Raw genomic sequence first — 19,286 nt, forward strand, 5'->3', positions numbered from 1 at the left:
CGCGACCCGGTGCACAGCCCCCTGGAGGAACAGTCCCCCGGAGGACAAGCCCCCACGTGCACAAATGGCGCGGCTGCTGTCGCCGCGCACCCCGGAGTGTGGCAAGGATACGGAAGCCCGGGAGCAGCGACAACACGGCGCACCGGCCCGGTCACGGCACAACCGGGAGGAATCGCCCGTACGGACGGTCGGATACCCGACCACCCGTCGAGGTTTCAACCGTGGTCGGCGCCGTCCTCGCCGAACCAGCGTGCCAGCCGGCCGCGGCGGCTCACCGCCCGCATCCGGCGCTCGGTGAGGTCCCGGACCTCCGCGGTGGCGACGATCAGCAGGCTGTCGCCCGTACGCAAGCGGGTGTCGGGGCCGGGCACGAAGCCGGCGCCGTCCCGCACGACCAGGGTCACGCCGGACCCGACCGGCAGCCGCAGCTCGTCGATGTGCACCCCGGCGAGCCGGGAACCGGGCGCCACGTCGATCTGGAGCAGGTCGGCCCGCATGCGCTCCAGCGGCGCTGTCTCCACATGGATCTCGGCCGCCTCCGCCGGCGCGGTCACGCCCAGCCACCGGGCGACCGGGGCCAGGGTCCCGGCCTGCACCAGCGTGAAGATGATCACCAGGACGAAGACGGCGTTGAAGAGCCCGTCGGCGCCCGGGGCCGCGCTCGACAGCGGGATCGTGGCCAGCACGATGGGCACCGCGCCGCGGAGCCCGGCCCAGGAGAGGAACGCCTGCCCCCGCCACCCCAGCCGGCGGGAACTGCGGGCGGCGACGGCCGACACCCAGACCGACAGCGGCCGGGCGAGCAGGACCAGGGCGCCGCCGACGACCAACGCCGGCCCGATCGCGGCCGGCAGCGCGTCGGGCGAGACCAGGAGCCCGAGCAGGACGAACAGGCCGATCTGGGCGAGCCAGGCGAGCCCGTCGGCGAACCCGAGAATGGCCCGGCGGTGCGGCAGCCGGGCGTTGCCGAGGACCACCCCCGCCACGTAGACGGCCAGGAACCCGGAGGCGTGGGCGACCGCGCCGGCCGCGTACGCGAGCACGGTCAGCCCCACCGCGGCGATCGGGTAGAGCCCGGCGGACGGCAACGCGGCGTGCCGCAGCAGCCACCGCCCGACCACGCCGACGGTGATCCCGATCGCGGCGCCGGCGGCCAGCTCGTAGGCGACGACCCCCAGCTCGTGCCACCACGGCAGGGCGAACCCGGTCGTGGACAGCAGCACCACGAGCAGCACCACCGGCGCGTCGTTCATGCCCGACTCGGCCTCGAGCGTGGCGACCAGCCGGGGCCGCAGCCGCAGCCGCCGCAGCGTGGCGAACACGGCCGCGGCGTCGGTCGAGGACAGCACCGCGCCGTAGAGCAGGGCGAGCCGCCAGTCGAGCCCGAGCAGCACATGCACGACGGCGCCGACGACCGCGATGCTGACGGCCACCCCGAGCGTGGCCAGGATCGCGGACAGTTTCAGGACGGGCCGCAGGGTGGTCCAGCGCGCGGTCAGCCCACCCTCGGCGATGATCACGAGAAGGGCGCAGAACCCGAGGGTACGCGTGAGCTCCGCGTCGTCGAACCGGATGCCGAGCCCCGACTCCCCCAGCCCCATGCCGATGAGCAGGTAGACGAGAAGGCTGGGCACCCCCACCCTCGTCGACACCCGCACCGCGCCCACGGCGACCAGCAGCACGGCGGCGCCGATGAGCAGCGCAAGATCGAGCCCGGCGGTCACGGGGGCCCGTCACGGAGCTCGGCGAGCCGCGTCCCGACATCCCCGTCGACGACGAAGACCTTGTCCCGGCTGGTCGCCCCGACCTTGAGCGTGACGGCAGCGGCCCGTACGCCCAGCGCCCCCGCCAGCGCCCGCCGGACCGCCTCGGTGGCCCGCCCGTCGACCGCGGGAGCCCCCACGGCGACGACCAGGGCGGGCCCGTGCGGCCCGTCGTACCGCCCACCGACCCGGTCCCGGCCGGCCCCGGGCCGCACCCGCACGGCCACCGACAACCCGCCCGCCGCCCCGCCCCGGCCCGGCGCCGGTCCGTCGGACGGGGTGCGAGCCTCGGACGGCTTACGGGGCTCGGACGGGGGCACGCGCCGCTTGGCCATGCCCCATTGTGCCGATCTTCAGTTCCGCACCGAAGCGGGGTCGCCCGACAACTCAGCGTGCACCCCACCGGCCCGTCGGCCGACCCGGCGCGCCCCCGGCAGCACGCCACCCGAGCCGGCGGGTAGCCAGGCCGGCGCGTGGCCAGGCCGGCGCGTGGCTGGGTCAGTGGTGGAGGGTTGCCGCTACCAGACGGTCGACCGGGCGGCATTGGCCGCACGGGCTGAAGCCCAGTTCCACGGCCTCGGCCACCGGCAGGCCCTCCGTCTCGCGGCCGGCCAGGTGCGGGCAGCCCGCCAGGTGGTAGCGCGGCCTCCCGTCGACGACCAGGACCTCGGCGTCCATCCGGGCGACCCGCACCGCGTCGGCCGGCCGCACCTTCTGCGGGAGCGGCTCGTCGTCGGGATCGTCCGGATCCGGCTCGCCGAAGTCGCCGCCCCGCGCAGGATCCGCAAGGGCCGCACCCTGCTCCGCGGCCCGCCCCGGGTCCGCGAAGGCCCCGCCCCGATCGCCGGGCGGTGCCGGGTCCGCGAAGGCCTCGCCCGGACGCGACGGTTCCGCGTAGGGCCCGGCCCGGTCGGCGGCCGGCGTCGACTCCGGGAAGGGTGTGCCCTGGTCGGCGGGGCGGTCCGGGAAGGACGCCGGGTCCGGGTCGGCCGGGGTGCGGCGCCAGGAGTCGTCGTCGGTGGCGCGGGCGCCGCCGATCATCGACGAGGCCTGGTCGTAGTCGGGGTCGGTGGGGCGCTCCGGGGGGCGGCGGCCTCCGGCGGCGGTGCTGTCAGCGTCCGTTCCCGAGTACGGGACGCGGTCCACACCGGCGTCGGAGTCGCCCGGCCCGGCGTACGCATCGGTGTCGGTGTCGACACGTTGCGTCACGTCGGGCCCCGGACCGGCCGCCGTCCGGGACGAGCCGGTGAGGCCCGTCACGGCGTCGCGCTGACCCGCGGCGTACGCGGCGGCGCGGTCCGGTTCGCTGTCGGAATGCCCGGCACCGGTCGGTGCCGATGGTGCTTCGTCGTCGTACGGGGAGCCCGCGGCCTGCGCTTTCCGGTCGGCTTCGCGGCTGCTGAAGGCCTCGCGGATGACGCGTTCGGGATCGGGCTCGCCCTCGCGCCGGACATGGCCGGATTCGGCGGATCCGTCGTTGTAGGCGCCATCCGGAGCCCCGCCGCGGCGACCACTCCCCGCATCGGCCGGTGACTCAGGGTGAGGCAATGGGTCGCCTCCCGCCGAGCCGGCGCGGAGCGGAGCCCCGGCGTAGGCCGCCGGGTCGTCGTAGGCGGCGGAGCCGGGCACGGAGGAGCCGGCGGGCGTGGGGGGTGTGCCGGCGGCGAGGGGATCACCGGTGGCACGGCGGCCGGCGCCGGCCTGGCGGGCGCCGACGACCAGGGCCACCGCGGCCAGCAGGCTGGCCACGATGGAGCTGATCAGCAGGGTGCTCGATCCGCCGGCGAGGCCGAGGACGAGCAGGGTCACGGCGACGAGGATGAGCAGCAGACTAGCGATAATCATGGCTCATCCCCGCCGCAGTGATGACGTCCGAGAGGGGTGACGCGAGGGCTCAGCGGCCCGTCTCGATCGAGCTGGCACGGCCGCCGCCGTACGAGCCGGCGAGACCCGCGGCGGCGAGACCGCCCGAGCCGCCGACCGCGCGGTTGGCGTCGGCGCGGGTCATCTCGGCCTCCAGGCCCTGACCGCGGCCGTCGAGGTCGCGCAGCTGACTCTCGAGGTACGCCTTCAGTCGCGTGCGGTACTCCCGCTCGAACTGCTTGAGCTCCTCGATGTGCTTCTGCAGCGCCGACCGCTTGGCGTCCAGGCCGCCCATGGCCTCCTGGTGCCGCTGGCGGGCGTCCCGCTCGAGCGCGTCCGCCTTGGCGCGGGCCTCGCGGGTGACCTCCTCCGCCTTGGAGCGCGCGTCGGAGAGCAGCTTGTCGGCCTCGCGGCGCGCGTCGGACACGTGGTCGTCGGCGGTGCGCTGGGCCATCATCAGGACGCGGAGCGCCTGCTGCTCGCCGTCGCCGCCGCCGGACGCCGAAGCGCCGGCGCCGACCGGGCCGCCCTGGGCGCGAACCTGCTCGAGCTCGGCCTGCATCTGCCGGGCCGCCTGCTCCGCCGCGGTCTTGTCGCGCTGGACGCGGTCGAGCTGCGCCTTCATGTCGTTGAGCTCGGCCGCGAGGCGGGGGTCGGCGCTCGGGCCGGCCGGTGCGCCACCCCGTCCGCCGCGCTCCACCTGGGCACGCAGCTCGTTGTTCTCCTCGATCAGACGGGCGAGTTCGCGCTCGACCTCGTCCAGGAAGGCGTCGACCTCCTCCTCGTCGTACCCCCGCTTGCCGATCGGGGGCTTCTTGAAGGCGACGTTGTGCACGTCGGCCGGGGTCAGCGGCATCGAAACTCCTCGGGTCAGTTGCGGCCGCGTGGGGCGCAGCCGATCAGGGCGCTCGCGGTCAGGCGAACGCGATGATCAGACGCGCTAACACGAAGTTCAAAAGCACGAACAGGATAACCAGCAGGACCAGGGACGCCAGGTCCAAACTCACGGTACCAATTCGAAGCGGTGGGATCACACGCCTCAACGCCTTGAGGGGCGGATCAGTGACGCTCCACACCGATTCCATTGCCGCCGACGCCCCTCGCCCCGGCTGCCACCGGCGCCCGTACTGAAGCACCGCACCCAGCACGAACCGGGCCAACAGGGTCAGGAAGAACACGTAGACCAACAGATAGATGATCTGAAACACGATCGACAGCACGTCAGGCGGGTCCCTCGTTAGGGGTCAACTCTGGGTGAAGAAACCGCCCTCAGCGATCTTGGCCTTGTCCTCCGCGGTGACCTGGACGTTGGCCGGCGAGAGCAGGAATACCCGGTTGGTCACGCGCTCGATCGTACCGCGAAGGCCGAAGGCCAGTCCGGCGGCGAAGTCGACCAGACGGCGGGCATCGCTCTCATCCATCTCGGTGAGATTGATGATCACCGGCACCCCGTCGCGGAAGTGCTCTCCGATGGTGCGGGCCTCCCGGTACGTGGTCGGGTGCAGCGTGGTGATCTGGTAGCGCTGCTCCTCCTCGACGACGCGCTGGTGCACCTGCGTCTGCGGCGCGAGGGCCAGGTTCTCGCGGGTGGAGAAGGCCGGCTCGCTCACCGGCGCCGGCGGGCGGGTGATCGAGCGGACGCTGCCGCGCTCGCTGCGCTCGGCCCGCTCGTGCTCCTCGCGGTCGAGGGCCGCGGCGGCCCGCTCGAGCCGGCCGCTGCCCCGCTCGGACGCGCGCGCCCGCGGCAGCGACGGTGCCTCGTCGACGTCGTCATCGTCGTACTCGTCGGCGTAGCGGAAACCGGAGTCGCGATCCCGGTCCCGGTCGCGGTCACGGTCGCGGTCACGCTCCCGCTCGCGGTATCCGCCGTCGCGGTAACCGCGGTCGTCGTACTGGTCGTCCTCCTCGACCAGGCCCAGCCACACGCCGGCCTTGCGCAGTGCGCTCATGCCTTCACCAGCCCCTGCTCGGCGCCGAACCGCTCGTCCATGCCCCCACCTCCGTCCGTGTATACGGCCTGCTCCCCCCGGGCGGGCCGCTCCCCCCTTGCACGGATTCCGCGATCTCCAAACCTTCGGACCCCGGCGCCCGCTAACGACGCTGCGTCGTCGGGCGCGGTGCCGGCAAGCCGAAGGCCGGGCACGTCGCGCGTAAACAACACGTATGTAGTTTGCTGCCCGCCGCAAGGCTACCGCAGCGGGTTTCGCATCCCGAGCAAAGAAGTGCCGATCCGTACGTGTGTCGCCCCGTACCGGACGGCCTCCTCGAGATCACCGCTCATCCCCGCCGACAGCACCGTCGCGTCCGGATGACCGGCGCGGAGCCGGGCGGCCGTGGCGGCCAGCGCCTCGAACGCCCGGGCGGGCTCCCACCCGCGCGGGGCCACGGCCATCAGGCCCCGCAGCCGGAGGGTGCCCGCGGCGGCCACCGTCTCGGCGACGCGCCGCAGGTCGTGCTCCGGATCGGACGGCGGCGGGCCGGCGGCCGGATCGACGGCGCCGCCCCGCGCCGGATCCCCGTCGATGCTGACCTGGATCAGCACGTCGAGCGGGGTGTCCCGGTGCCGGCCGGCCGCGGCGTCCAGCGCGGACGCCAGGCGTACCGAGTCGACCGACTCGACCACATCGGCGTAGCGCACCACCGACCTGGCCTTGTTGCGCTGCAACTGGCCGACGAAATGCCAGCGGACCGGGACCCCCGCCCCGGCCACCGCGGCCGCCTTCGCCGCGGCCTCCTGGTCCTTGTTCTCCCCGACGTCGGTGACGCCGAGCCCGGCCAGCAGCACGACGTCCTCGGCCGGGTACGTCTTGGTCACGGCGACCAGGGCGACGCTGCCCGGGTCGCGGCCCGCCGCCGTGCAGGCGCGCGCGATCCGCTGGTGCACCTCGGCGAGCGAGGCGGCCAGCTGGTCCCGGCGCGCCTGGTCCGGCAAGCCGTCAGGAGCCGTTCTTCAGGAAGTCCGGCACGTCGACGTCGTCGAAGAGCACCCGGCGCGGCGGCGGCGTGGTCGCCGCCGGCGGCGAAACCGCCGGGCTCACCGGCGCGGGCACGCTGGGCGTGACCGCGGGCGGTGCGGTGGGCTGCTGCACGACCTTGCGGGCCGTCTCGGTCGGCTTGTACGAGGGGGTGCCCCCGTCGAAGCCGGCCGCGATCACGGTGACCCGCACCTCGTCGCCGAGCGCGTCGTCGATGACCGCGCCGAAGATGATGTTGGCGTCGGGGTGCGCCGCGTCGGTGACCAGCTGGGCCGCGTCGTTGATCTCGAACAGGCCGAGGTCCGAGCCGCCGGCGATGGAGAGCAGCACGCCGCGCGCGCCGTCCATGCTCTGCTCGAGCAGCGGGCTGGAGATCGCCTTCTCGGCCGCCTCGACCGCGCGGTTGTCGCCGCGGGCGCTGCCGATGCCCATGAGGGCGCTGCCCGCGCCGCTCATGACGCTCTTGACGTCGGCGAAGTCCAGGTTGATCAGACCCGGCGTGGTGATCAGGTCGGTGATGCCCTGCACGCCGGAGAGCAGCACCTGGTCGGCCTGCCGGAACGCGTCCATCATGCTGATGCCGCGGTCGCCGAGGGCGAGCAGCCGGTCGTTCGGGATCACGATGAGCGTGTCGCACTGGTTGCGCAGCTCGTCGATGCCGGACTCGGCCTGCACCTGGCGGCGCTTGCCCTCGAACGAGAACGGCCGGGTGACCACGCCGATGGTCAGCGCCCCGAGCTTGCGGGCGATGTTCGCGACCACGGGGGCGCCGCCCGTACCGGTGCCGCCGCCCTCGCCGCAGGTCACGAAGACCATGTCGGCCCCCTTGAGGACCTCCTCGATCTCGTCGCGGTGGTCCTCGGCGGCGTTCTTGCCGACCTCGGGCTGCGCACCGGCGCCGAGCCCGCGGGTCAGTTCGCGGCCGACGTCGAGCTTGACGTCGGCGTCGGACATCAGCAGCGCCTGGGCATCGGTGTTGATCGCGATGAACTCGACTCCCTTGAGCCCTACCTCGATCATGCGGTTGACGGCGTTCACGCCGCCGCCACCGATGCCGACGACCTTGATGACCGCCAGATAGTTGTGCGGAGGTGTCATCGGGCTCAGCCTTCCCTTCCAGGGTTGGCGGACGTCGAGGCCCCAGCGGTCCGGCCAGGAACCGCCATCGACGTCCGCTCCGTACAAGGGAGGGCGAGGAAACCCTCACCCTCTACTAGAGGCTTAGAGTTATGTCAACTACTGAACCTCTCGGGGCAACGTAAGCGGACGTGTCGCCCGATCCAAGGACCAACGCGGCGTGTCGGCGTCCGCTTGCGAGGCGACTATCCGACTGAGCCGTAACCTCCGACCGAATGCGCCGTTTAGCGCGGGTTGTCTGTTTACTGCCGACTCAGCGGATGGTCACCACGGTCGGCGCGCTCACGTCGATCGTGTCGCCCTTGCGCTCCAGCAGCGCGGTCGCCACCTGAGCCTTCTTCTCGCTCTCGGTGTCGTCGCCCCAGATGATCGTCCGGTCCTTGCGCAACCCCAGCCGCACCTGCGCCGGCGCCGGCACCGAGATCGACACCAGCTGTTCGCGCAGCTCGGCGGTGAGCGAGGAGAGCACCACCAGCGCCGAGCGGGTGTTGATGTCCGCCGGTCCCGGCGCCGCGAGCTGCGCGACCGGCAGCTCCGCCGGCCGCCGCGGGACGGTCCGGAAGGCGACGCCCTCGGCGTCGATGAGCGAGAAACCCTGGCCCAGGGGTACGGCCGCGACCGCCGTACGCTCCACGACCTGCACCTCGACGGTGGCGGGCCAGCTGCGCGACACGACGGCCCGCTCGACGGCCGGCAGGGCCTGCACCCGGCCCCGGATCGCGTCGAGGTCGACGCGCGCGAGCGGCTCGGTGAGGCGTACGGCGGCGGCCTGCTCGACCTGCTCCGGCGTGAGGATGCCGGTGCCGACCACGCGGACGTCCCGGACGCCCAGCACCGACGTGCCGTACACCGTCCACACCAGCGCGCCCACCACCAGCAGCGCGCCGAGGCCGACCGCCCAGGGCAGCGCCGCCCGCATCCGGCGCTGCCGGGCGCGGGCCATGAACCGGCGCACCGACGGCGGCACGGCGTCCGTGTCCGCCCGTACCAGCCGCCAGTTGCGCCCGCCCCCGTCGCTCACCGCAGGGTCAGCTCTCCGCCAGCGCGGCCAGCAGCTCGTCGCCCATCAGCGAGATCGGCGGGGCGCCCATCGTCACCACCACGTCGCCGGGGCGGCTGCGGCGGACCACCTCGGCCGGCACGTCCTCCCAGGACGGCACGAACACCTTGCGCTCCTCCGGCAGGTCGATCGCCGCGGTCAGCGCCGCGCCGCCCTCGCCCGGGCCGCGGGTCTCGCCCGGCCCGAAGACCTCCATGACGATCACCTCGTCGGCGATCGCCAGGCCCTCGGCGAGCTCGGCCTGCAGGTCGCGGGTCCGATAGACCCGGTACGGCTGGAACACCACCACGAGCCGCCCGTCGCCGGCCACCTCGCGCAGGGTCCGCAGCGCCGCCTTCACCGAGGTCGGGTGGTACGCGTACTCGTCGTAGACGCGCACCCCGGCGACTGTGCCCTTGCGCTCGAAGCGCCGCCGTACGCCCGGGAACGACCCCAGCGCCTCGGTGATCTTGTCCAGCGGCAGCCCCAGCCGCAGCGCGGTCAGCACGGCGGCGGCGCTGTTCAGCCCCATGTGCCGCCCCGGCAGCGCGAGCTGGATCTCGCCCAGCGGCTTGCCGTCCAGCGTCGCCTGGTAGCGCACGCCCTGCACGGACGAGACCACGTCGGTGAGCCGCAGATCGGCCGCCTCGCTCTCGCCGTACGTGTAGACGGTCCTGCCCTGGGCGCGCAGCGCCGCGATGAGCTCCTGCACGCCCTCGTCGTCGGCGCAGGTCACCACGAAGCCGTCGTCGTCGGTGAGGCGGGCGAACTCCAGGAAGCCCGCCTTGAGCCCGTCGAGGTCGCCCCAGTTGTTGAGGTGGTCGCCCTCGATGTTGGTGATGATCGCGACGTGCGGGCGGTAGATCAGGAACGACTTGTCGCTCTCGTCGGCCTCCGCCACGAAGGAGGAACCGGTGCCGTGGTGGCCGTTGGAGCCGGCCGCCGAGATCTCGCCGCCGATCACGAACGACGGGTCCTCCCCCGCGTGCTGGAGGATCACCGTCATGATCGACGTCGTGGTGGTCTTGCCGTGGGTGCCGGCCACCGCGATCGTGCGGCGCCCGGTCATGGCCGCCGCCAGCGCCTCGGAGCGGTGCAGCACCCGCAGCCCGCGCCGGTGCGCCTCGACGATCTCGACGTGGTCCTGCGGGATCGCGGTGGAGTAGACGACCGTGTCGACGCCGTCCAGGTTGGACGCCTCGTGCGCCATGTGCACGGTGCCGCCGAGCGCCCGCAGCGCCGCCAGGGCCGGCCACTCGCGCAGCTCGCTGCCGGAGACGGGCACCCCGCGGGTGAGCAGCAGGCGGGCGAGGCCGCCCATGCCGACCCCGCCGATGCCGATGAGGTGGACGGTACCCAGGTCCTCGGCGGTCAGGCCGCCGGCCGGCTTCAGCTCCGCCGTGTTCACGAGGTCACTCCCCTGCTCCTAGAAACGTTCATCGGCCCGCGACCGCCTCGCACACGAAGTCCAGCAGCGCCTCGTCGCCGTCGCGGCGGCCGTACGCGCCGGCCGCCCGGCCCATCGCGGCGAGCCGCTGCGGGTCGCGCGCGAGCGGGATGACCGTACGCTCGATCCACTCCGGAGTCAGCTCGGAGTTGTCCACGAGCAGGCCGCCGCCCGACTCGACCACCGGCAGCGCGTTGCGCTTCTGCTCCTGGTTGCTGTGCGGGTACGGCACATAGATGGCGGGCATGCCGATGGCCGTGGTCTCGGCGACCGTGATCGCGCCGCCGCGGCAGAGCATGAGGTCCGCCGCCGCGTAGCCCAGCTGCATGTCCGACAGGTACGGCACCACGACGTACGGCACCGGCAGGTCGCTCGGCACCTCGAACGGGTCGTTGCGCCCGCCCTGCACGTGCAGCACCTGGATGCCGGCGTGGGTGATCCGCTTGGCCGCCTCGGCCACCGCGAGGTTGATCGTGCGGGCGCCGGAGGAGCCGCCGGAGACGAACAGCACCGGCAGGTCGGGGCGCAGGCCGAAGTGCTGCAACGCCTGGGGGCGCAGCGCGGCGCGGTCCATCCGGGCGATCGCCGTACGCAGCGGCACGCCGACCACGCGCGCGTCGCGCAGCGACTCGGCGGCCACCGGCTGGCTCGGGAAGCCCACGGCGATGTTCTTGGTGAACTTCATGCCCATCCGGTTGGCCACGCCCGGCGGCACGTTGACCTCGTGGATGACGATGGGCAGCTCGCGCCGCCACGCCGCCAGGTACGCCGGCACCGACACGTACCCGCCGAAGCCGACGACCACGTCGGCCTGCACCTCGTCGAGGATCTTCCCGGCGGCGTGCGCGGACTTGTACATGCGGTCCGGCGTGCGCAGCAGGTTGAGGTTGATCGCGCGGGGCAGCTGGAACGCCGGGATCACCCGCAGGTCGTAGCCGGCCGGGGGGATGAGGTCGTTCTCCATCCCCTTCGGGCTGCCCAGCGTGGTGATACGCACCTCGGGGAAGTGCCGTCGCAGGGCATCGGCGAAGGCGAGCAGCGGGTAGATGTGACCGCCGGTGCCTCCTCCGGCGAGCACGACCGACCGCAGCGGAACCATCACCGTCTCCTCTCGCCCCCCTTGTCATCGGGCGCGCGGTTGCCCGGTTTCGGAGCGGGCGGGCGCGAGGAACCCGGCCGCCGCGGCGGGGGGAGCGGCGGCAGCGGGGCCCAGACTAGCCGTACCCACCGAGCGGGCGGACGGGCGTGCAGGGCTCGCGCCGCGTCCGGCTCCGCGCGGGCGAAGGAGGCGAGGATGCCGACGCCGGCCATCGTCACGACCAGGGCGCTGCCACCGGCGGAGATGAACGGCAGCGGCAGCCCGGTGATGGGCAGCAGGCCGACCACGCCGCCGATGTTGATGACCGCCTGGGCCACCAGCCAGGTGGTGATCCCGGTCGCGGCGAGCCGCCGGAACGGGTCGTCGACGCGGCGGGCGATCCGGAAGCCGGTGTACGCGAGCACCGCGAACAGCGCCACGATCACCATGCAGCCGACCACGCCCAGTTCCTCGGCGACGACCGCGAAGATGAAGTCGTTGTCCGCGGCGGGCAGCCAGTTCCACTTGAGGGCGCCCTTGCCGAGGCCGACGCCGAACCAGCCGCCCTCGTAGATCGCCGAGCGCCCCTGCAGGATCTGGTAGCAGAGGTCGAGGTCACACTTCTCCGGCGGGGTGAGGAACGTGGTGAGCCGCTGCAGCCGGTAGTTCGGCTCGCCCTCCGCGCCGGAGCCGGCGCCCCGGGACGCGGCCGCGATGAGCAGGCCGATGCCGGACAGGCCCAGCACGCCGAGCGCGGCGAACACCCGCAGCCGCACCCCGGCCGCCCACAGCAGGCCGACGATCAGCGACAGCAGGACCAGCATCGTGCCGAGGTCGTTGTAGCCGACGAGGACGAACAGCAGCCCCACCACCGGGAACAGCGGCATGGACAACTCACGCCAGTAGCCCATGGCGGCGCCCTTGCGGGCGATGATGTCGGCGCCCCAGAGCACCACCCCGAACTTGACGAGCTCGGCGGGTTGCAGGCCGATCGGCCCGAGGTAGAGCCACAGCAGGTCGGCGGTGACCGGGCCGACGGAGATGGTGCCGTCCTTGTTCACCGGCACGATGCCGACGGCGCCGAGGACGATCAGCAGGTCGAGCAGGGCCAGCAGGGCGACGGCCGCGCCGAGGACGTACACGCCGATGAAGCGCAGCGTGGTGGCCGGCAGGCGCTGGCAGGCCCAGAAGCCGACGAGGCCGAGGACGGCGAAGATCAGCTGATTGCGGATGGAGGTGAAGGCACTGCCGTTCTCCGCGTACGCCTTGACGCTGGTCGCCGAGAACACCATGGTCAGCCCGATGATCAGCAGCAGGCCGGAGCTCGCGATCAGCAGGTAGTACGAGGACAGCGGCCGGGCCAGCATGCCGTGCACCGCGGGCAGCAGCTGCTGGCTCAGCGTCTTCGGGCGTACCGGCGGCGGCGCGGGCTGCACGGTGGCGGCCGGCGACACGGTGACCGTGGTCCGGGCCTCGGAACTGTCCTCCCCCATGCCCACCATCATGGTGGCGCGACACGCCACGCCCGGGTTGCGTCGTGGCGTGTCGCGAGAGAGATCTATCCCATGACGCGCAGGAAGTCGCTGTAGAACAGACCCAGGCCGATCGCCACGCAGATGCCCGCGACGATCCAGAACCGGACCACGATGTTGACCTCGCTCCAGCCCGCCAGCTCGAAGTGGTGCTGCAGCGGCGACATCCGGAACACCCGTTTACCGGTGGTCTTGAACGAGATGATCTGGATCACCACGGACATCGTGATGATGACGAACAGGCCGCCGATGATGATCGACAGCAGCGTCGTGCGGGTCGCCATGGCCAGGCCGCCGATCAGGCCGCCGAGGCCGAGCGCGCCGGTGTCACCCATGAAGATGCGGGCCGGGGACGTGTTCCACCACAGGAAGCCGACACAGGCCCCGGCGGCGGCGGCCGCGATCAGGGCGATCTCCAGGGGGTCGCGCGCCTCGTAGCAGTAGTCACCGGCGTACGCCGTGTCTCCGCACCAGTGCCGGTACTGCCAGAAACCGATCAGCGCGTACGCCCCCAGCACCAGGATCGAGGCGCCGGTGGCCAGGCCGTCGAGGCCGTCGGTGAGGTTCACGCCGTTCGACATCGACATGATGACGAAGACGAACACGATCACCGAGCCGACCTTGCCGACGTCGAGGAAGCTGATGTCGCGGATGAACGAGATGTGCTCGCTCGCCACCGTCTGCCCGTTGGTGCTGGGCACGTAGAGCGCCGCGACGCCGAGCCCGCCGCCGACCAGCAGCTGGCCGATCAGCTTGCCCTTGGCGCTGAGGCCGCCGGAGTGCCGCTTGCGCACCTTCAGGAAGTCGTCGAGGAAGCCGACCGCGCCGCAGAAGACGAAGAGCCCCAGCAGCACCAGCGCCGTCATCGTCGGCTGGACCTGGGCGATCTGCTGCGACGGCAGGGTGGTCAGGGCGATGTGCCCGGCCACGTACGCCAGCACCGTGGCGACGATGAAGGCCACCCCGCCCATCGTGGGCGTGCCCTTCTTGCCCTGGTGCGAGGCCGGGCCGACCGAGCGGATCGGCTGGCCGGCCTTCAGCGCGGTGAACACCCGGATGGCGACCGGGGTGCCGAACAGCGAGATGATGAACGCGACCGCGGCCGCGACGATGACTGCCCTCACGGGCCAACCTCCTCGGCGGCCGTCTCCGCGCGAAGCGCATCGGCCACCTCCCACGTGCGGTATCGCGAACCCTTGACCAGCACCACGTCGCCCGGGCGCAGATCCCCGGTCACCGCGGCGACGGCGGCCGCCTGGTCGGCGGCGGCAACCGGCTCACCCTTCCATTCCGGTACGGACGCGGCACCGTCCAGCACGGGCGCGGCCTGCGCGACCGCCACCAGGCGGTCGACGCCCAGCTCCGCGGCGAGCCGGCCGACGTCGCGGTGCCCGGACGTCTCGAACTCGCCGAGCTCGGCCATGTAGCCCAGCACGGCGATCGTGCGCCGCCCCTCCCCCAGCGCCGCCAGCGCGCGCAGGGCCGCCGACGTCGACGAGGGATTGGCGTTGTACGAGTCGTCGATGACCGTCACGCCGTCGGGGCGGTCGAAGACGTCCATGCGCCGGCTGGACACGATGCCCACCTCGCCCAGGGCGGCGGCGAGCTCGTCGACCGCCATCCCCGCCTCCAGCGCGACCGCGGCGGCGGCGAGCGTGTTGCCGACCTGGTGGCGGCCGGTGACCGCCAGCCGTACGGGAGCACTGCCGGCCGGGGTGACCAGCGTGTAGGCCGCGCGTCCCCGCCGGTCCAGGGTCACGTCGGCGGCCCGCACCCCGGCCCGCTCCGACTCGCCCACCAGGACCACCCGGGCCCGCGTGCGCGACGCCATCGCGGAGACCAGCGGATCGTCGGCGTTGAGCACCGCGAGCCCGTCGGCGGGCAGGCTCTCGACCAGCTCGCCCTTGGCCCGCGCGGTGCCCTCGACCGAGCCGAACTCGCCGAGGTGGGCGGCGCCGACGTTGAGCACCACGCCGATCCGGGGCGCGGCGATGCCGGCCAGGTGGGCGATGTGCCCGATGCCGCGGGCACCCATCTCCAGGACCAGGAAGCGCGTCTCGGGCGTCGCCTTGAGCACCGTGTACGGGAACCCGAGCTCGTTGTTGAGCGACCCGGCCGGCGCCACCGTGGGCCCGAGGCGGGTGAGCAGCTGACCGACGTAGTCCTTGGTCGTCGTCTTGCCGGACGAGCCGGTGAGCCCGACCACGGTCAGCTCCGGGAGCCGGCCGGCCACCACGTGCGCGAGCTTCGCCAGCGCGGCGAGCGGGTCCTCGGCCACGACGCCCGGCTGCCCGGTGTCGCGCGAGCCCAGCACGCCGGCCGCCCCGGCGGCGACCGCGGTGGCCGCGTAGTCGTGCCCGTCCACCTTCTCGCCCTCGAACGCGACGAACAGGCCCCCGGGCAGCAGCGCGCGGGAGTCGTACTCGACCGGTCCGGTGACGGTCGCGGCCGGGCCGGCGTTGACGGCACGTCCTCCGGTGACCGCGGCGATCTCGTCCAGCGTCATGCGGATCAAGCGGCACCGCCCGTGCGCCCGGCCAGCGCGGCGGCGAGCTCGATCCGGTCGTCGAACGGCAGCACCTCGCCGTCCACCTCCTGGCCCCGCTCGTGTCCCTTGCCGAGGACGGCCACGACGTCGCCGGAACCGGCCAGTCGCACCGCCTCGGCGATGGCGGCCCGGCGGCCCGCCACCTCGATGATCTTCGCCGGCGCACCGGCCTCCTCCGCGCCCCGGCGGACCGCGGCGCGCACGACGGCCGGGTCCTCGGTACGCGGGTTGTCGTCCGTGACCACCACGAGGTCGGCACCGCGCGCGGCGGCCGCGCCCATCAGCGGCCGCTTGCCGGTGTCCCGGTCCCCGCCGGCGCCGATGACGCAGAGCAGATGGCCGCCGCGGGCCGCCGCCAGCTCGCGGAGCGCCGCGAGCGCGGCCACGATGGCGTCCGGCTTGTGCGCGTAGTCGACGACGCCGAACACGTCGCCGGGCGACTCCACCCGCTCCAGCCGGCCGGGCACGCCCGGGCACGCGGCGATGCCGTCGGCCGCCACCCGGGCGTCGACGCCGGCCGCGACCAGCGAGGCGAGGGCGAGCAGCGCGTTCGCGACGTTGTGCCGCCCGGGCAGGGCCACCCCGGCGCGCACCTCACCGCCGGGGCCCCGCGCGGTGAAGCGCTGGCCGAAGGCGTCGCCGCGGATGCCGGACGCCGACCAGGTGGCGTCCGGGTCGCCGGCCGCCGAGTAGGTGATGGTGGCCGGCTTGTGCAGCGGCTTCAGCGCCGGGTCGTCGGCGTTGAGCACCTCGAACCGGCAGCGCCCGTCGAACAGCTTCGCCTTGGCCGCGAAGTAGTCGTCGGCGTCGGCGTGGAAGTCGAGGTGGTCGAGCCCGAAGTTCGTGTACCCGCCCACGGTGAACCGGACGCCGCCGACCCGGCCCATGGCGAGGGCGTGGCTGGAGACCTCCATCACGACCGCGGTGACACCCTGCTCCACCGCGGTCGCCAGGATCGCGTGCAGGTCGGTGGCCTCCGGGGTGGTCCGGGCGCTGCCCACCACCAGGTCGCCCAGGCGGGTCTCGACCGTGCCGATCAGCCCGGTGGTCAGTCCGGCGGCGCGCAGCCCCGACTCCACCAGGTACGCCGTGCTGGTCTTGCCGGCCGTGCCGGTCAGGCCGATCACGGTGAGCCGCTCGGTCGGGTCGCCGTAGACGGCCGAGGCGACCACGCCCAGCACCGCCCGCGGGTCGGGGACCACCAGGACCGGCAGGCCGGCGGCGACCGCCGCGTCGCGCCCGGCCGGGTCGGTCAGGACGGCGGCGGCACCCGCCGCGGCGGCGGCGCCGACGAACTCGGCACCGTGCCGGCGCGCACCGGGCAGCGCGGCGTAGAGATCGCCGGGGTGGACCTCGCCACTGGCGTGGGTCACGCCCGTGACCTGGGCGTCCACGCCGGTGAGCTCGGCCTCGGCCAGCGCCGCGAGGTCGGTCAGCCGCGACGGCCGGACGGTCTGGGGACGGGGAATGCCGGACACGGCGTCAGACCCTACCCGGTGTCGCGGACCCGGCTGCGCACGCCATCCGCGTGGCTCAGTCCTTCCACGCGAACGTCGGCGGCTTGGTGCCGGACGGTGGCACGCGGTAGTGCAGCAGAGCCGAGGCCATCATCTTGCTGAACGCCGGTGCGGCCACGTCGCCGCCGGTGCCGTTGGGCACGTCGGCGAAGACCCCGATGACGAAGCGCGGCTTCTCGGCCGGCGCCATGCCGATGAACGAGCCGGCGTTGTGGCTGGTGTACTGCCCGTCGACGAGCATCTTGCCGGTGCCGGTCTTGCCGGACACGCGATAGCCGTCGACCTTCGCCTTGGTGCCGGTGGCGCCCTTGGCGTCGACCACGGCCTCCATCATCTCCCGCAGGTCGCGTGCCACCTGCGGGCTCAGCACCTCGTGCGTCTCCGGCGGCGCTGCCGGCGTGACGGTGCCGTCCCGGCCGGAGATGGTGGCCTTGATCAGGTGCGGCTGGACATACGTGCCGTCGTTGGCGATCGCGGCGTAGCCGGCGGCCATCTGCAGCAGGGTGGCGTCGACGCTGTGGCCGATCGGGACGGAGCCCCACGCCGAGCCGCTCCACTCGTCCGGGCTCAGCAGCCGGCCGGGCGCCTCGCCGGGCATGCCCTCGTTGGTGGGGCGGCCCAGCCCGAACTTCTGCTGGTACTCGTACAGCTTCTCCTTGCCGAGCTTCTGCCCGATCCGGATCGTGCCGACGTTCGACGAGTACGCGAGCACCTGCGGGATCGTGAGCTTCGTACCGTTGGGGAAGGGGTGGCCGTCGGTGAACGACGCGCCGCCCAGGCGCAGTCCCCGGCCCACGACGATCTCGGTGTCCTTGGTGATGACCCCCTCCTGCAGGGCCGCACCGATGGTGAACGCCTTGTGCGTCGAGCCCGGGTCGGAGATCACGCTGGACACCGCGTCCTCGCGCTGCCGCGGCTCGAAGTCGCGCGGCTTCTGCGCGTTGTACGGCGGGTAGCTGGCCTGCGCGAGCACCTCGCCGGTCTGCACGTCGAGCACGACGGCCCCGGCGACGGTCGCGTGCACCTTCTCCATGTACTCACCGAGGTAGCGCTGCACCTCGAACTGCAGGTCGCTGTCGATGGTGAGCTGCAGCGACGAGCCCGGCGCGGCCTTCGTCTCGCGGTGGTACCCGCCCGGGATCTCCTTGGCCAGGTCGCCGCGGCCGATCTCGTACACCTTCTCGCCGTCGGTGCCGCGCAGCAGCTCGTCGTAGCGGGCCTCGAGGCCCTCGAGCCCGGTGTGGTCCTCGCCGGTGAAGCCGATCAGGTTGGCCGCCAGGTCGGCGCCGGGCACGTCCCGGCGCTCGTCGCGGCCGGTGCCGATGCCGGGCAGGTTCATCTTCCGGATCCGGTCGGCCTCCGCCACGTCCAGGCCGCGGGCCAGGTACTCGAAGCGGGAGGCGCCGCCGCCGGGGCGCTTCTTCTTGGCCATGAGCTGCACGAGCGTGGACTGCGGCACGCCGAGCAGCGGGAAGAGCTTGGCGGCGGTGCCGGTGGGGTCCTTCACCAGCTCGGGGTCGGCGTAGACGTGCCGGGCCTCGACGCTGTGGGCCAGCACCGCGCCGGAACGGTCGAGGATGCTGCCGCGCGGTGCCGGCAGCACGATCTCGGTGAGCCGGCTCTGCCGCTGCTTGAGCAGGCTCTGCGCGGACGCCGGCGAGTCCGAGACCTGCAGCACGACCAGCCGTACACCGATGATCATGAACAGGGTCAGGGCGAGCACGGTGCCGAGCCGCAGCCGGCGGGTGCTGTTGGCCAGCTTCGGCGGCTCGGCCGGGACCGCCGGCGCGGGCCGCCGGCCGGCCGGGCGTGGCGGTGCGGCACCCGGGCGGGCGGTCCGCCGCGGTTCCGGGGAGGCGGCGACCCGGCGGTCACGACCGGACCGGACCGATTCGGTACGCCCGGAGCCCGCCCGCCGCGGGTTGGCCGTCGCCCTGTTCCGTCCGGCCCCCGCGGTCGCGCGCGTCGGCTCGGCACGCCCGGCCTGGATCCGCCCCCGTTCCGAGCCCGCCCGGCCCGTACGCGCCTGACGGTCCCGCTCGGGCGCCTCCCGCCGGGTGTCGCGGGTGTCGGTGCCCCGCCCGCGGCCCTTCGGTTCCTCGTCCCGGTCCTTCGCCCGCCGCTGCGGCGGAGGCTCCTCGTCGGCGTCCCGGCGGCGGTCCCGGGCCGGCCGCCCGCCGTCGAGCACCTGCAACGCCGGCCGGAACGGATCGGTGGTACGCCCGCTGCGCGGCGACCGGGTGCGCTGGTCGCCCTCCCGCACGGTCCGTCCGCGCGGGGTGTACGCCCGCGCGTCGCCGATCCCGCCGAAACCGCGGGCCCGCTCGTCCTCGCCGCCCGGCTGGTCCTGCGAAGAAGCGCCGCGCCGGGGCTCCCGGCCCCGGCGC

At 73.6% G+C, this 19,286-nt stretch carries 16 protein-coding genes; all 16 read right to left on the bottom strand.

The genetic code is table 11. From position 1 onward, the window contains the following. Positions 1 to 215 precede the first annotated feature (215 nt). The 16 genes from CLV70_RS13165 to CLV70_RS13240 all read right to left on the bottom strand — a co-directional run bounded on the left by CLV70_RS13165 (position 216) and on the right by CLV70_RS13240 (position 19,201). The gene (locus CLV70_RS13165) at positions 216 to 1,724 is read right to left on the bottom strand and encodes a potassium/proton antiporter (RefSeq protein ID WP_106126739.1); all 1,509 of its coding nucleotides are present in this window, start codon (positions 1,722 to 1,724) and stop codon (positions 216 to 218) included. Next, positions 1,721 to 1,996, bottom strand: a complete 276-nt coding sequence (locus tag CLV70_RS13170; RefSeq protein WP_245908216.1) for a DUF167 domain-containing protein — start codon at positions 1,994 to 1,996, stop codon at positions 1,721 to 1,723. The genes CLV70_RS13165 and CLV70_RS13170 overlap by 4 nt, the downstream gene beginning before the upstream one ends. A 265-nt stretch (positions 1,997 to 2,261) precedes the next feature. After that, positions 2,262 to 3,608 carry a hypothetical protein gene (locus CLV70_RS42100; protein ID WP_245908220.1) on the bottom strand — a complete coding sequence of 449 codons (1,347 nt, stop codon included), beginning with the start codon at positions 3,606 to 3,608 and terminating at the stop codon, positions 2,262 to 2,264. 49 nt (positions 3,609 to 3,657) lie between these two features. Beyond that, positions 3,658 to 4,482: a DivIVA domain-containing protein gene (locus CLV70_RS13180; RefSeq protein WP_106126741.1), complete on the bottom strand. Its 825-nt coding sequence runs from the start codon at positions 4,480 to 4,482 to the stop codon at positions 3,658 to 3,660. Between the two features lie 58 nt (positions 4,483 to 4,540). Further along, entirely contained in the window at positions 4,541 to 4,846 is a 306-nt protein-coding gene (locus tag CLV70_RS13185) for a YggT family protein (protein WP_106126742.1), read from the bottom strand. A 24-nt stretch (positions 4,847 to 4,870) separates the two neighbouring features. Next, positions 4,871 to 5,575, bottom strand: a complete 705-nt coding sequence (locus CLV70_RS13190; RefSeq protein WP_106126743.1) for a cell division protein SepF — start codon at positions 5,573 to 5,575, stop codon at positions 4,871 to 4,873. Between the two features lie 239 nt (positions 5,576 to 5,814). Continuing rightward, complete coding sequence (locus tag CLV70_RS13195; protein ID WP_106126744.1) at positions 5,815 to 6,558, bottom strand: YggS family pyridoxal phosphate-dependent enzyme; 744 nt, start codon at positions 6,556 to 6,558, stop codon at positions 5,815 to 5,817. A gap of 4 nt (positions 6,559 to 6,562) precedes the next feature. Next, positions 6,563 to 7,699: a cell division protein FtsZ gene (gene ftsZ, locus CLV70_RS13200; RefSeq protein WP_106126745.1), complete on the bottom strand. Its 1,137-nt coding sequence runs from the start codon at positions 7,697 to 7,699 to the stop codon at positions 6,563 to 6,565. Positions 7,700 to 7,991: 292 nt separating this feature from the next. Next, on the bottom strand, positions 7,992 to 8,759 hold the full coding sequence (locus CLV70_RS13205) for a cell division protein FtsQ/DivIB (protein WP_245908198.1): 768 nt from the start codon (positions 8,757 to 8,759) through the stop codon (positions 7,992 to 7,994). A gap of 7 nt (positions 8,760 to 8,766) precedes the next feature. Beyond that, positions 8,767 to 10,185 (bottom strand): UDP-N-acetylmuramate--L-alanine ligase, encoded by a 1,419-nt coding sequence (gene murC, locus CLV70_RS13210; RefSeq protein WP_106126746.1) that lies wholly within the window; start codon positions 10,183 to 10,185, stop codon positions 8,767 to 8,769. Between the two features lie 28 nt (positions 10,186 to 10,213). Next, positions 10,214 to 11,323: an undecaprenyldiphospho-muramoylpentapeptide beta-N-acetylglucosaminyltransferase gene (gene murG, locus CLV70_RS13215; RefSeq protein WP_106126747.1), complete on the bottom strand. Its 1,110-nt coding sequence runs from the start codon at positions 11,321 to 11,323 to the stop codon at positions 10,214 to 10,216. Then, positions 11,323 to 12,795, bottom strand: coding sequence for an FtsW/RodA/SpoVE family cell cycle protein (locus CLV70_RS13220; RefSeq protein WP_425440146.1), 1,473 nt, complete (start codon positions 12,793 to 12,795; stop codon positions 11,323 to 11,325). Before CLV70_RS13220 ends, murG begins: the two co-directional genes overlap by 1 nt. Before the next feature lie 65 nt (positions 12,796 to 12,860). Further along, positions 12,861 to 13,958 carry a phospho-N-acetylmuramoyl-pentapeptide-transferase gene (mraY, locus tag CLV70_RS13225; protein WP_106126749.1) on the bottom strand — a complete coding sequence of 366 codons (1,098 nt, stop codon included), beginning with the start codon at positions 13,956 to 13,958 and terminating at the stop codon, positions 12,861 to 12,863. Continuing rightward, the gene (locus CLV70_RS13230; protein WP_106126750.1) at positions 13,955 to 15,349 is read right to left on the bottom strand and encodes a UDP-N-acetylmuramoyl-tripeptide--D-alanyl-D-alanine ligase; all 1,395 of its coding nucleotides are present in this window, start codon (positions 15,347 to 15,349) and stop codon (positions 13,955 to 13,957) included. Before CLV70_RS13230 ends, mraY begins: the two co-directional genes overlap by 4 nt. Continuing rightward, entirely contained in the window at positions 15,346 to 16,860 is a 1,515-nt protein-coding gene (locus tag CLV70_RS13235) for a UDP-N-acetylmuramoyl-L-alanyl-D-glutamate--2,6-diaminopimelate ligase (protein WP_106126751.1), read from the bottom strand. Before CLV70_RS13235 ends, CLV70_RS13230 begins: the two co-directional genes overlap by 4 nt. Before the next feature lie 55 nt (positions 16,861 to 16,915). Next, positions 16,916 to 19,201, bottom strand: coding sequence for a peptidoglycan D,D-transpeptidase FtsI family protein (locus tag CLV70_RS13240; RefSeq protein WP_425440153.1), 2,286 nt, complete (start codon positions 19,199 to 19,201; stop codon positions 16,916 to 16,918). Positions 19,202 to 19,286: the final 85 nt, after the last annotated feature.

It is taken from the genome of Pseudosporangium ferrugineum, from assembly GCF_003002065.1.
In the GTDB taxonomy this organism is placed as follows: Bacteria; Actinomycetota; Actinomycetes; order Mycobacteriales; family Micromonosporaceae; genus Actinoplanes; species Actinoplanes ferrugineus_A.

Excerpts from the sequence above, each read along its gene's own strand:
- murG (WP_106126747.1), bottom strand. The coding sequence starts at position 11,323 with ATGGTTCCGCTGCGGTCGGTCGTGCTCGCCGGAGGAGGCACCGGCGGT.
- CLV70_RS13180 (WP_106126741.1), bottom strand. The coding sequence starts at position 4,482 with ATGCCGCTGACCCCGGCCGACGTGCACAACGTCGCCTTCAAGAAGCCC.
- ftsZ (WP_106126745.1), bottom strand. The coding sequence starts at position 7,699 with ATGACACCTCCGCACAACTATCTGGCGGTCATCAAGGTCGTCGGCATC.
- CLV70_RS42100 (WP_245908220.1), bottom strand. The coding sequence starts at position 3,608 with ATGATTATCGCTAGTCTGCTGCTCATCCTCGTCGCCGTGACCCTGCTC.
- CLV70_RS13190 (WP_106126743.1), bottom strand. The coding sequence starts at position 5,575 with ATGAGCGCACTGCGCAAGGCCGGCGTGTGGCTGGGCCTGGTCGAGGAG.
- CLV70_RS13220 (WP_425440146.1), bottom strand. The coding sequence starts at position 12,795 with ATGGGGGAGGACAGTTCCGAGGCCCGGACCACGGTCACCGTGTCGCCG.